This window comes from Micromonospora sp. NPDC051543 (assembly GCF_044454415.1).
GTDB lineage: Bacteria > Actinomycetota > Actinomycetes > Mycobacteriales > Micromonosporaceae > Micromonospora.
In genome coordinates this window covers 291,190-303,600 of the sequence record NZ_JBITDT010000002.1, presented here as the reverse complement: position 1 = coordinate 303,600, position 12,411 = coordinate 291,190, and the positions used below count along the sequence as shown (strand labels likewise).

The window sequence follows — 12,411 nt, the reverse complement described above, 5'->3', positions numbered from 1 at the left end:
ATGGCGCGGATCGTGGTCGTCGGCGCCGGGGTGGGTGGCCTCGCCACCGCCGCCCGGCTGGCCGCCACCGGACACCAGGTGACCGTCTTCGAGGCCGCCGACACGGTCGGCGGGAAGCTCGGCCGGTACGCGCACGACACCCCGGCCGGGACGTTCGGATTCGACACCGGACCGAGCCTGCTCACGCTGCCCGAGGTCTTCCACGACCTGTTCGAGGCGACCGGGGCGAAGCTCGACGAGTACCTGGACCTGGTCCCGCTGGACCCGATCGTCCGGCACGTCTTTCCCGGCGGCGGTCCGACCCTGGACTCGTGCGCCGACCCGACGGAGTTCGCCGCGCGGATCGGAGCCGCCCTCGGTGACCGGGCGGCGGCCGACTGGCAGCGGTTGTGGCGGCGCGCCGCGCGGGTGTGGGAGGCGTCCTCGCGGGACATCCTGCGCCGTACCGTCGACTCCCCCCGCGACCTGGCCTCGCTGGCCTGGCGGCTGGGCGACCTGGCCGCCATCGCGCCGGGCCGCAGCCTGCGCGGCCTGGGCCGCCGGCACCTGTCCGACCCGCGACTGCGGATGCTGCTGGACCGGTACGCCACCTACACCGGCGCCGACCCACGCCGGGCGCCAGCGGCGCTGGTCGCGGTCCCCTACGCCGAGCTGGCCTTCGGCGGTTGGTACCTGCGCGGCGGGCTGGGCACACTCGCCGACGCGCTGCTGACCCGCTGCCTGGACCTCGGCGTGGTCGTGCAGACCGACACCCGGGTCACCCGGATCGACGCGACCGGCGGCCGGGTGCACGGGGTACGCCTCGCCGGTGTCGCCGCACCGGTGCCCGCCGACGTGGTGGTGGCCAACGTGGACGCCCTCACCGTCTACCGTGACCTGTTGCCGCACGCGCGTCGCCTGACCGGGCTGGCCGACCGCAGCCTGGCCGGTTTCGTCCTGCTGCTCGGCGTCTCCGGCGACACCGGGCTGGCCCACCACAACGTCTTCTTCCCACGCGACTACGACGCCGAGTTCGACGCGGTCTTCGGCGACCCGGGTCGGGGCGTACGGGCCCGGCCGGCGGCCGACCCGACGGTGTTCGTCACCGTGGCCGACGACCCGATGGCCCGACCGGCCGGGCACGAGGCGTGGTTCGTGCTGGTCAACGCCGCCCGGCAGGGCACCGCCGGCGGGGCGGTCGACTGGCGACGCCCGGGGCTCGCCGACGCGTACGCCGACCGGATCCTGGACGTCCTGGCCGAGCGCGGCGTGGACGTGCGGGACCGGCTGCTGTTCCGCGAGGTGCGCACCCCGGCCGACCTGGACACCGCGACCGGGGCGCCGGGCGGCGCGATCTACGGCACCGCCGGCGGTCTGCTCCGCCCGGCCAACCGGGGGCCGGCGCACGGACTGTGGCTGGTGGGCGGCTCCAGCCACCCCGGCGGCGGGCTGCCGATGGTGACCCTCTCCGCGCAGATCGTCGCCGAGGAGATCGGCCCCGCCTGGTAGTCCGGCGGCCGCTGGTAGCTCAGCCGGCGTCGAGGAGCGCGCGGCGGACGGTGGACAGCAACTGCCCCAGCCCGAAGCCGGCGAGCAGCACCCAGACCGCGGTCGCCATGGTGATGGTGCCGGCGGCCAGGTCCGGCTCGATCAGACCGGCCAGCCCGGCGACCACCAGACCCGCCAGCGCGACCGAGACCCGGGTGGGTCGCTCGCCGACGGTCACCGCGCCGATCTCGCGCATCCCGGCCAGGGCCGCGCGGGCCCGGACGTACTCGTGCAGCCAGGACAGCGCACCGGCCGCGACGACCAGCCCGCCCGGCGCGCCGACCAGCCAGAACGCCAGCAGCCAGGCCACCTCGCCGAGCCGGTCGGCCAGCGAGTCGTAGACGTAGCCGAGCCGGGTGGTGCGGTCGGTGGCGACGGCCACGGCGCCGTCCACACTGTCGGCCACGGCGGCGAGCAGCACGAACAACGCGCCCAGGAACGGGCCGTCGCCCGGCCGGGTCGCCAGCAACGGTACGCAGAAGCAGAGCAGCACCCCGACGACGGTGACCGGGGTGGGGCCGACCCGCAGCCGGCCCAGCACGTACCCGACGTGGTAGGCGAACCGCAGCCAGGCGCGTACCACCGGCGCGGCGACCCGTGGGTCGAACCCGCCGTGCAGCCGCGCCCACGCCGTGGCGTACTGGTCCCAGTTCAGCTGTGTGCCCACCTGGGGATCAACCGTCGTGCCGGGCATCAGGTGTCGCCGACTCCGCGTTCACACCCGCGCGCCGGCCTTGAGGTTCTGCCAGACCTCCCGCGTGGCGGTGGACCGGTTGAGGGTGATGAAGTGGATTCCGGGGACGCCCTCGTCCAGCAGCCGGCGGCACATCTCGCTGGCCTGCTCGATGCCGAGCTGTCGCACCGCCTCCGGATCGTCGGCCACCCGCTCGAAACGCGCCGCCAGCGCGGGCGGGAAGGGCGCCCCGGAGAGCTGCACGGACCGCTCGATGGTGCCGATCTGGGTCACCGGCATCACCCCGGCCAGGATCGGGGTGGCGCAGCCGGCGGCGGCCACCCGGTCGCGCAGGCGCAGGTAGTCGTCGGCCTCGAAGAACATCTGGGTGATCGCGAACTCGGCGCCGGCGCGGCACTTGCGGACGAACTGCGCGGTGTCGCTGGCCACGTCGGGGGAACGGGGGTGCTTGTACGGGAAGGCCGCCACACCGACGCTGAAGTCGCCGGAGTCACGGACCAGCCGGACCAGGTCCTCGGCGTAGTCGACGCCCTCGGGGTGCCGGACCCACTCGCCGCCGGGGTTGCCGGGCGGATCACCGCGTACGGCCAGCACGTTGCGCACCCCGACCCCGGCGAGCCGCCCGATGACGTGCCGCAGCTCGGCCACGGAGTGGTTGACGGCGGTCAGGTGGGCCATCGGCAGCAGGGTGGTGTCGGTGGCGATCCGCTCGGTCACCGCCACCGTGGTGTCCCGAGTCGAACCGCCCGCGCCGTAGGTGATCGACACGAACGACGGGCGCAGCGACTCCAGCTCGCGGATGGCCTGCCAGAGCAGCCGCTCCCCCGCCTCGGTCTTGGGCGGGAAGAACTCGAACGAGAACGTCGGCTGACGGTCACGGATGAGCGCCCCGATCGCCGGCTGCGGATTGGGGAGTACCGAGGGAAGACCGAGCGCCACGACCCGACTCTAGCGGGCGACGCCATCGTGACCCAGACGCTTCCCACCGCCGCCCACGATCCGAGCCAGCCGCGTGTCATGGGGAGCAGGCGACGAGCGAGCGATCGAAAAAATCGGAAGTACGGTGACGGACGTGCCTAAACCGTAGCCACGCCCCTACCGGCAGGTTGCTGACGAGCTGCGCCAGCGGATCGAGGCCGGCGTCATCGTCGTTGAGGACGCTTGACCCTTCCGTCGCCTACCGCTGCCGTAAGGACCCGCAAGCCTGCCGACTGGACAAAGACGCGCCGCCTCTCTACGGCATCACCTTTCTTGTCCAGCTGATAGCCATCGACCCAGACCCAGCCGTCATAGGTGATCCAGTCCGTCACTACTCCGATCACCCTGAGCGTCATTGGCTTTGTGAACTGGATACTCGCCTTCTTGGTGAGAAGCAGAACGTCACCGGGGTTGAGCCTCATCGACTTTCTTTCCTCTCCCGCCAACTCCTGAGATGTCCACTGGCCTCCACCAGTCGAGGGCACGAGCCGTCTGGCGTGCACTTCGAGCAGACGTTCCGGTGGTGAAAGTCGATCACGTAACTGGCCATGATCACGAGGAAAGGGGGTTCGGGTCGAGGCTCCTCAAGCATCATGATCGCCGGCCTGCTGGTTGCGAAAATTCACAGCCTGCCGCTTCGTCTCACTCTGCCCGGGCGCCTCGATGGTGCGGCACTCACCCGCCTGCCCGGGAAAGCTCGTCCGCTCGACGACGTCCATCGGGCTGCCTGGTCTCTGGAACCACTTCCAACGGCGCATCCGTCCTCCGCATCGTCGTTTCCCGCACGATGCCGGATGGTGATGGGACCCCTACACTGCGTTGATGTATGTTCATTGAGGGTCACGGACGTCCAATGAGGAGAGCGCTGTGAACCACGGACTCATCGCAGCCATGACCGAAGCCGGCGAGACAGCCGAAAGCCTTGCAGCCCAGACCGGCGTAGACCCCAAGACGGCACAGCGATGGGTGAGCCGTGGACGCATCCCCCGCCCAGTGGCACGCTCCCGAGTAGCGGCCATCCTCGGCAAGGACGTAAAGGACCTTTGGCCGGACGTACTCAAGAGACGCGAGCCATCGTGGTTCCGCCAGTGGGTCGATGTTGAACGTGAGGCACTGGGGCTTCGGTGGTTCGAGCTGGCATGGGTTCCGGGACTGTTGCAGACCGAGGCGTACGCCAGGGCAACCCTAGAGATGGAATCCCTGACCTCGGAGGAGGTGGATGCATTCGCCTCAGCTCGCATTGAGCGACAGTCGATCCTCCGCCGCTCACGACCTCCACTGCTGGTGGCAGTCATGGATGAAACAGTCCTTCGCCGTCCGGCCAGCGCCAAGGACGACGGCACCCTGATGCGTGTCCAGTGTGAACACATCCTTGCCTGCGCAGAGCTGCCCTGCGTACGGGTTCATGTCGTCCCGTTGGATACGCCGATGCATCCCGGGCTGGGCGGGCCGTTCATCATGGCCGAACTGCCCGACGGAACCCGGGCAGCTCACATCGATGCGCAGGTCAGAGCACAGATCATCGAGGATAGGGAGGAAGTCGCTACCCTGGAGGGACGGTGGTCGCGCATAGTTGGCGAAGCGCTCCCCCGAGCGCAGTCTCTCAACCTCATCAGGGAAGCGGCAGCATCATGGACCTGACCAGCGCACATTGGCACAAGAGCACGAAGAGCGGCAACAACGGCGGGGCGTGCATCGAGGTCGCTGACAACCTTCCGGGCATTGTTGCCATCCGGGACAGTAAGGACCAGCACGGGCCAGCGCTGGTGTTCGGCCCTCACCAGTGGCAAGCCTTCGTTGCAGTCGTGAAGGCCAATGCCCTGAGCTGACCGCGCTCGAGACCCGTCAAAGGGTGCTCGCAACTAATAACACCATACGCAGAAAGCCCTCCTGCCGATTAGGTGGAGGGCTTTCTTCTCGGGCAAACCGGAGACTGCCGACCAGGAACACGTCGGCGTCCTCGCTGGGTTCCGGCGGAAAACTCGTCGTACCTCCGAGGTAGGAATGGAGGGCGCGGGACGGGCGGCGGGGGTGGTCCGGTTCCGGCGTGGGGGGTCACGCAGCCGAGGTGCGCCCGGCCCGTTCGCGGGCGAGGTCGCACCGCGTCGACCCGCCGGGAGGACCCGTGATCTCGCCCGCACCGCCGTACCGCACGCAGCTCGGGCCACTGCTGGTCCGGCATCGGCTGGCCCGGGGGTGGAGTCAGCGGCGGGCCGCCGCCGAGTTGTGCGCCGCGGCGGGCGTCGCCACGTTGAGCCGGCACGAGGTGTCCCGGTGGGAGCGGCAGCGACGCGTACCCGGTGGGTTCTGGCTCGGCTGGCTCGCCGTCGTGCTGGACGTACCGCCGGTGGTGCTCGCCGAGGCGGCCGCGCGCACCCGGCGGACCGGACCGCCCACGACGGCCGGGTCGGGCCGACACGGCGCGGCGGGTGCGCGACCGGGCAGGCGGACCGGGCTGGGCCGTGCCGGCGGGACTACGCGTGGCGGTGGGGCGCGGGCCGTGGGGAACCGCTAGCGTCGTGGCGTGACCCATGCTGCTCCCGTGTCCCCCGTCGACCGCGCCGGCCTGCGGCAGCGGGTCGACGAGGCGCTCACCGAGTTCCTGGCCGGCCAGCGGACCCGGTTGACCCTGGTTGACCAGGCCCTCGTTCCGGTGGCGGAGGCGATCGAGGCGTTCGTGCTCGGTGGCGGCAAGCGCCTACGCCCGGCGTTCGCGTACTGGGGATTCCGCGGCGCCGGCGGGGTGGACGGCGACGAGGTTCTCACCGCGCTCGCGGCATTGGAGTTCGTGCAGGCCAGCGCCCTCATCCACGACGACCTGATGGACCGTTCCGACACCCGGCGGGGCGAGCCGGCGGTGCACCGGCGGTTCGCCAGTCGGCACCGGGCGGCCGGCTGGGGTGGCGACGCGGACGGGTTCGGCGACGCCGCCGCGATCCTGCTCGGTGACCTGTGCCTGGTGTGGTCCGACGAGCTGCTGCACTCCGCCGGTCTGGACCTGCGGGCGCTGGCCCGGGCCCGGCCGGTCTTCGACGAGATGCGCACCGAGGTCACCGTCGGGCAGTACCTCGACGTGCTGACCCAGGCCACCGGGGACACCTCGCTGGAGCGGGCCGGCAAGGTGGCCCGGTACAAGTCGGCGAAGTACACCGTCGAGCGTCCGCTGCTGCTCGGCGCCGCGCTGGCCGACGCGGGCGAGGAGATCCGGACGACCTACTCGGCGTACGGGTTGCCGTTGGGTGAGGCGTTCCAGCTCCGCGACGACGTGCTGGGGGTCTTCGGCGACCCGGCGCAGACCGGCAAACCGGCCGGGGACGACCTGCGCGAGGGCAAGCGCACCTATCTGGTGGCGGCGGCCGTGGAGACCACCGACGACGCGGGCCGGGAGCTGTTGCTCGGTCAGCTCGGCAACCCGGACCTGGACGAGCAGGGTGTGGCCCGTCTGCGCGAGCTGATCCAGGCGAGCGGGGCCCTGACCCGCACCGAGCAGCGCATCGTGACGCTCACCGACACGGCCCTGGCCGCCCTGGCCGCCGTCGACCTGGACACCGAAGCCCGCCAGGCCCTGGTAGACCTGGCCATAGCCGCCACCCGACGCTCCGACTAACCCCACCCGCCCCGCGCCCGCCCCTCCGCCGCGTTGATCATGAAGTTATTGCCGCGACACGCCGCGCCGGCGGGCAATAACTTCATGATCGACGAAGAAGGGCAGGGGTCGGCTAGAAGCCCAGGGCTTGGGCGCGGCGTTTGACCTCGCGGGCCTGGTCGCCGGAGAGAGCAGCGGCGGGAGTGTCGCCGGGGAGCGTGTCGTCCCGCTCGTAGAGCCAGCGCATGGCCGCCTCGTCGTCGTAGCCGTTGTCGGCCAGCAGGTTGAGCACCCCGGGCAGGTGCTTGAGGACTGTCGCGTTGGCCACCAGGTCCGCGGGTATCCGGCGTACGCCGTCGCGGCGGACCGCCAACAGCTCCCGGTCGCGGATCATCTGGTGGACCTTGCTGATCGACACGTCGAGCCGCTCGGCGACGTCGGGCAGGGTGAGCCAGCCGGACGGGTCGGTGGGGCCGGCGAGCTCGGGGTCGGGTACGGGTTCGGTCACCCGATCACCCTGCCACGCCGTCGGCGGCGGGAGACATCGGCACCCCACACGTACCGTCGGTGAGCAGCGGATCAGGGCTGGCGCCGGGGCACCGGCCCACGACGGGACGGACCGCTACGTCCTCGGGCTGTAGCATCCTGTTCAACTCCCACCCCCTGGACACATAGACTCCCTGCCGATGGACACACAGGTCGCCGACACGTTGCTGGGCTCGCTGATCGACGGGCGCTACCGCATTCGCGGTCGCGTGGCCCGTGGCGGCATGGCGACCGTGTACACCGCAACCGACGAACGCCTCGAGCGCACCGTCGCAGTCAAGATCATTCACCCGACCCAGGCGCCCGAGGCGCGGGCCCGGGTCGCCAACTTCGTGGCCCGGTTCACCGACGAGGCCAAGACCATCGCCCGGCTGACCCACCCGAACGTGGTCGCGGTCTACGACCAGGGCACCCACGCCGGCCTGCCGTACCTGGTGATGGAGTACGTCCGTGGCCGCACGCTGCGCGACGTGCTGGCCGAACGACGCCGACTCAACCCGGACGAGGCGCTGGCCATCGCCGAGCAGATGCTCGCCGCGATCGCCGCCGCGCACCGGGCCGGCCTCGTGCACCGCGACGTCAAGCCCGAGAACGTCCTGGTGGCCGAAGCGCCCACCGGCGGTGTCGCCAACCTGGTGGACAGCGTCGTCAAGGTGGCCGACTTCGGGCTCGCCCGCGCGGTCGAGGCCAGCGCCGACGACGAGCAGGGCAACCAACTGATGGCCACCGTGGCGTACGTCGCCCCGGAGCTGGTCACCGAGGGTCGGGCCGATCCGCGTACCGACGTCTACTCCGCCGGCATCGTGCTGTTCGAGATGCTCACCGGTCGGGTGCCGTACGACGGGGGCCGTCCCGTGGACGTCGCCTGGCAGCACGTCGACCGGGACGTGCCGGCGCCCTCGACGCTGGTGCCCGGCCTGCCGCCGGCCCTCGACGCCCTGGTGCAGCGCGCCACCCGGCGTGACCCGTCCGCCCGGCCCGCCGACGCCGGCGCGCTGCTGGCCGAGGTCCAGGTGGCCCGGGACCAGTTGGGCAACGTCAACAGCACCAGCACCGCCGTCCTGCGGCGGATCACCGACGAGCCGCCGGCCTCCCAGCCGACGATGATGGTCGCCGCGATCCGCCCGGCGCAACGGCCGACCTGGGCGCGGTTGCCCGAGGGTGGCGCGCAGGGCCCGGGTCGTCGGCGGGCCGCCCCGGAGCCCGCCGAGGGTCTGGCCGCGCGGTTCGCCGAGCTGCGCACCAGGATCCTGGGCACGTCCCAGGGTCGCCTGGCCTTCGCGGCCGTGGTCGTGGCGCTGGGCCTGGTGGCCGCGCTCGGTGGCTGGTGGTTCGGCGTCGGCCGCTACACGTCCGCCCCGCAACTGGTCAGCCTGAACAAGGCCGAGGCGCAGGCCCAGGCCGAGCGCGCCGGCCTGACCCTGGCGTACGGGGAGCCGCGCTTCGACGAGAAGGCCCCGAAGGACAGCGTGCTGGGGCAGAGCCCGGCGTCGTCGAGCAAGATCGTCAAGGGCGGCACGATCACCCTGACCCTCTCGCTGGGCCCGGAGCGCTTCCCCGTGCCGGACGTGATCGGCAAGGAGTACGAGCTGGCCGAGGCGGATCTGGTCAACGCCCAACTGGTGGTCGCCAAGGGCACCGCCCGCTATGACGACACCCTGCCGGCCGGCGTCGTCCTGGACAGCAACCCGAAGGTGGGCGCCGAGGTCAAGCCGGGCACGAAGATCACGCTGATCCTGAGCCGTGGCCGGGCGCCGGTGACGGTGCCGAACCTGGTGGGCAAGAGCCTGACCGAGGCGCGCACCAAACTGGGCCAGCTCGGCCTGGTCCCGGTGGAGAGTTTCAAGGACTCCGACAAGCCCAAGGACGAGATCCTCGGCCAGAGCCCGGCCGACGGTGGGGGCGTGGAGAAGGGCACCGAGGTCAAGCTGGAGATCAGCAAGGGTCCGCCGCTGGTCGTGGTGCCCCGAGTGATCGACCTGCCCTGCCAGCAGGCCAAGCAGGTGCTGGAGAGCCAGGGCTTCCCGGTGACGGTCGCCGTCAACCCGAACGCCGTGGCCCGCATCCAGGCCCCCGGAGAGAATTCGCAGGTGCCTCCGGGCACCCCGGTCGTCATCACGTGCTTCTGATGACGTCGATCTCGACGCGGCCAGTGGGCGCGCACACCCCGACCTCCGGCGGGCTGGCCAGGGCGGCCCTGCCGTACCTGGACGGGACCGGCGCCGCAGCCGTGCAGGTGTACGTCTCGAACTCGCGGGGCTGGGCGCTGCCACCGGGCGACCCGGCGCAGGACGCGCTGTTCCGCGACGGCTGCGCCGAGCGGGGCATCCCGGCGTTCATCCACGCCTCCCTGCTGGTCAACCTCGGCTCACCCACCCCGGCGACCGTCGAGAAGTCGGCGCTGACACTGGCGCACGCGCTGCGCCGGGGCGTGGCCATCGGCGCGCGGGCGGTGGTGTTCCACGCCGGCAGCGCGGTCGACGAGGGGTACGCCGAGGAGGCGATGCGGCAGGTCCGTCGGGAGCTGCTGCCCCTGCTCGACTGGACGGCCGAGGCCGGCGGACCGATGCTGCTGGTCGAGCCGAGCGCCGGCGGCGGCCGTTCCCTCGCCTCGCGGGTCGAGCACCTCGGGCCCTACCTCGACGCGGTGGACCGGCATCCGATGCTCGGCGTCTGCTTCGACACCTGCCACGCCTGGGCGGCGGGGCATGATCTGGCCGCCGAGGGCGGCATGACCGCGACCCTCGACACGCTGGTGGCCACGGTGGGAGCCGACCGGTTGCGGCTGGTGCACGCCAACGATTCCAAGGATCTGTGCGGTTCCACCCGGGACCGGCACGAGAACATCGGCAAGGGCACCATCGGCGAGCCGGCGTTCGCCGAGCTGATGGCCCATCCGGCCACCGTTGGGGTCCCCGTGGTGGTGGAGACCCCGAGCGAGAAGCAGCTGGGCCACGCCGCCGACATCGCCATCCTCAGCCGCCTGGCCCGCCACCCTTCCTGAGATCAATCCACGGGTACGACCGGTCGCCCTCAGCGGTGCGCCGGTGTGGAGATGGCGAAGAACTCGTCGATGAGCCGGGCCGTCCGCACGTCCTGGTTGGTCCTGCCCAGCACGGCAGGCGCCTTGGCCGGCCCTGGGATGGTGTGCCCGCCACCGTGCACGGTGTAGAGCGCCACCGACGGGTGCCCGGGCTGCCGGTACTCGGTGCGTTCGATCGAGGTCGCGGCGTTCACGGCCGGCAGTTTCGTGACTGTGGGTTGTACGGTGATGCCGTTACCGGCGGCGAAATAGGCCGCGGACTCGGGTGCGGACAGGTTGCGGCCGCCGACCTTGAAGACCAGGCGCGCCCACCAGCTGTACGCACCACCGGCGTACGTGACGATCCGGTCCTTCGTGCCGTTGATCAACAGGACCGGCATGGGCGCGGGTGCCGCGTCGCCGAGCAGGAAGCTCTCGGGTGCCGGCATCGTTGCGGCGATCACCGCCGCACCGGCGATCAGCACCGGAGTTTCGTGGGCCAGGCGGATCACCATCTGGCCGCCGTTGGAGTAGCCGACCGCGTACACCCGCGCGGGGTCGATGTCGTGACTGAGGGCGACCTTCTCGATCAGGGCCCGAACAAAACCGACGTCGTCGCTGTTGTCGGTGCGGGCCGGGAAGGAGCTCTCCCGCCGGGCGTCGTTCCAGTTGCCCTTGTGGCCGTCGAGGTAGACCACCACCGCCGCGCCGCTCTCGGCGAGCGCGTCGTAGGCCCGGCCGACGAACTTCCGGTGCTTGGCCCCGGTCTGTTTCGATCCGTGGAAGACGAGCACGAGACTGCGTCCGGGGTTGCCGTCCGCGGACCCGATGATCTCGTACGTCCGCAGGGTGCCGTTCACCGTGATGCTGTCGCGCATGGAGCCCCCTGAAATGGATGGGTCATCCGTTCCAAGGTAGCATAAGCGGATTAGTTATCCGTTACGCTGGCCGGCCGGTGCGACTCCGGGCCTCTCGATCACGGCCTCAGGCTGCTGCCAGGATGCGGGGTAGGGCCCGCAGCGCGCGGTCCAGGCCCTCGTCGTCCAGGCCCAGGTGGGTGACCAGGCGAGCGGTCCGGGGGCCGAGCACCGAGATCAGTACGCCCTCCTGGCGCGCGGCGGCGGCCAGGGCGCGGGCGTCCAGCGCGTGCTTGGTCAGGTCCAGCGGAACGAGGTTGGTGCGGACCGTGGTGGCGAGCACCCCGAACGGCGCGACCGCCTCGGCGAGCCGGGCCGCCCTCGCGTGATCCTCGACGAGCCGGTCGACGTGGTGCGCGAGCGCGTACCGGCCGGCCGCGGCGAGGATGCCGGCCTGGCGCATGCCGCCACCCATCCGCTTGCGGATCATCCGGGCCCGAGCGATCTTCTCCGCGCTGCCCACCACCAGCGAGCCGACCGGTGCGCCGAGCCCCTTGGAGAGGCAGACGGACAGCGTGTCGAACAGCCCGCCGTACTCGGTCAGCGACACCCCGTCGGCGACGTGCGCGTGCCAGATCCGGGCGCCGTCGCAGTGCAGCGCCACCCCCGCGTCGTCGGCGACGCCGCGCAGCTCTCGCAGGGTGTCCAGCGGGATCACGCCGCCACCACCCCGGTTGTGGGTCTGCTCGACGGCGATGGCACGGGTGGGCACGGCGAAGAAGCCGTCCGGACGGATCATCCGGGCGACCACCTCCGGGTCGATGTCCGCGCCGACGGTCGGCCAGGTCCGCGAGGAGATTCCGCCGTACGCGGCGGCGGCCCCGATCTCGTACGTGACGACGTGCGCGTCCGCGTCGCACAGCAGCTCCTCGCCGGGCGGCACGAGCAGTTGCAGGGCGATCTGGTTGGCCATCGTCCCGCTCGGGGCGAACAGCGCCGCCTCGTGGCCGAACAGCGCGGCGACCTCCGCCTCCAGCGCGTTGACGGTGGGGTCCTCGCCGTAGACGTCGTCACCGACCTCGGCGGCGGCCATCGCCTCGCGCATCCCGGCGGTCGGCCGGGTCACCGTGTCGGAACGCAGGTCGACAAACGCGTCAGCCACTGTCATCCTTTCGGCTGCCGACTGCGGGGCTCGCAAGCT

Annotated in this window: 13 protein-coding genes; 7 read left to right on the top strand and 6 right to left on the bottom strand. The window is 71.6% G+C overall.

Annotated features, from left to right (window positions below; genetic code table 11):
- Positions 1-1,488: a phytoene desaturase family protein gene (locus ACIA3K_RS04455; protein ID WP_396799171.1), complete on the top strand. Its 1,488-nt coding sequence runs from the start codon at positions 1-3 to the stop codon at positions 1,486-1,488.
- A 19-nt stretch (positions 1,489-1,507) separates the two neighbouring features.
- Here the strand turns inward: ACIA3K_RS04455 and ACIA3K_RS04450 are convergent, their stop codons facing one another.
- The 3 genes from ACIA3K_RS04450 to ACIA3K_RS04440 form a co-directional block, all read right to left on the bottom strand.
- Positions 1,508-2,221, bottom strand: coding sequence for a CDP-alcohol phosphatidyltransferase family protein (locus ACIA3K_RS04450; RefSeq protein WP_396799170.1), 714 nt, complete (start codon positions 2,219-2,221; stop codon positions 1,508-1,510).
- A gap of 21 nt (positions 2,222-2,242) precedes the next feature.
- Positions 2,243-3,160, bottom strand: a complete 918-nt coding sequence (metF, locus tag ACIA3K_RS04445) for a methylenetetrahydrofolate reductase [NAD(P)H] (protein WP_355049438.1) — start codon at positions 3,158-3,160, stop codon at positions 2,243-2,245.
- Positions 3,161-3,783: 623 nt separating this feature from the next.
- Positions 3,784-3,918 (bottom strand): hypothetical protein, encoded by a 135-nt coding sequence (locus tag ACIA3K_RS04440; RefSeq protein ID WP_396799169.1) that lies wholly within the window; start codon positions 3,916-3,918, stop codon positions 3,784-3,786.
- Between the two features lie 148 nt (positions 3,919-4,066).
- On the opposite strand from ACIA3K_RS04440, the gene ACIA3K_RS04435 reads away from it, so the two are divergent.
- The 4 genes from ACIA3K_RS04435 (at position 4,067) to ACIA3K_RS04420 (ending at position 6,806) form a co-directional block, all read left to right on the top strand.
- Positions 4,067-4,840 (top strand): DUF5753 domain-containing protein, encoded by a 774-nt coding sequence (locus ACIA3K_RS04435; protein WP_396799168.1) that lies wholly within the window; start codon positions 4,067-4,069, stop codon positions 4,838-4,840.
- A complete protein-coding gene (locus ACIA3K_RS04430) occupies positions 4,831-5,028 on the top strand; it encodes a DUF397 domain-containing protein (RefSeq protein WP_396799167.1) in 198 nt (65 codons plus the stop codon). Before ACIA3K_RS04435 ends, ACIA3K_RS04430 begins: the two co-directional genes overlap by 10 nt.
- A 296-nt stretch (positions 5,029-5,324) precedes the next feature.
- The gene (locus tag ACIA3K_RS04425) at positions 5,325-5,714 is read left to right on the top strand and encodes a helix-turn-helix domain-containing protein (protein WP_396799166.1); all 390 of its coding nucleotides are present in this window, start codon (positions 5,325-5,327) and stop codon (positions 5,712-5,714) included.
- A 9-nt stretch (positions 5,715-5,723) separates the two neighbouring features.
- On the top strand, positions 5,724-6,806 hold the full coding sequence (locus ACIA3K_RS04420) for a polyprenyl synthetase family protein (protein ID WP_396799165.1): 1,083 nt from the start codon (positions 5,724-5,726) through the stop codon (positions 6,804-6,806).
- A 112-nt stretch (positions 6,807-6,918) separates the two neighbouring features.
- Here the strand turns inward: ACIA3K_RS04420 and ACIA3K_RS04415 are convergent, their stop codons facing one another.
- On the bottom strand, positions 6,919-7,293 hold the full coding sequence (locus ACIA3K_RS04415) for an Rv2175c family DNA-binding protein (RefSeq protein ID WP_396799164.1): 375 nt from the start codon (positions 7,291-7,293) through the stop codon (positions 6,919-6,921).
- A gap of 178 nt (positions 7,294-7,471) precedes the next feature.
- Between ACIA3K_RS04415 and pknB the strand changes: the two genes are divergently transcribed.
- Together pknB and ACIA3K_RS04405 are read left to right on the top strand one after the other, a co-directional pair.
- Positions 7,472-9,460 (top strand): Stk1 family PASTA domain-containing Ser/Thr kinase, encoded by a 1,989-nt coding sequence (gene pknB / locus ACIA3K_RS04410; RefSeq protein ID WP_396799163.1) that lies wholly within the window; start codon positions 7,472-7,474, stop codon positions 9,458-9,460.
- Positions 9,460-10,335, top strand: a complete 876-nt coding sequence (locus ACIA3K_RS04405; protein ID WP_396799162.1) for a deoxyribonuclease IV — start codon at positions 9,460-9,462, stop codon at positions 10,333-10,335. Before pknB ends, ACIA3K_RS04405 begins: the two co-directional genes overlap by 1 nt.
- A 29-nt stretch (positions 10,336-10,364) precedes the next feature.
- On the opposite strand, the gene ACIA3K_RS04400 is transcribed toward ACIA3K_RS04405, so the two are convergent.
- Both ACIA3K_RS04400 and ACIA3K_RS04395 read right to left on the bottom strand, forming a co-directional pair.
- Entirely contained in the window at positions 10,365-11,231 is an 867-nt protein-coding gene (locus ACIA3K_RS04400) for an alpha/beta hydrolase family esterase (protein WP_396799161.1), read from the bottom strand.
- A 106-nt stretch (positions 11,232-11,337) separates the two neighbouring features.
- Entirely contained in the window at positions 11,338-12,378 is a 1,041-nt protein-coding gene (locus tag ACIA3K_RS04395) for a threonine aldolase family protein (RefSeq protein ID WP_396799160.1), read from the bottom strand.
- Between the last annotated feature and the right edge of the window lie 33 nt (positions 12,379-12,411).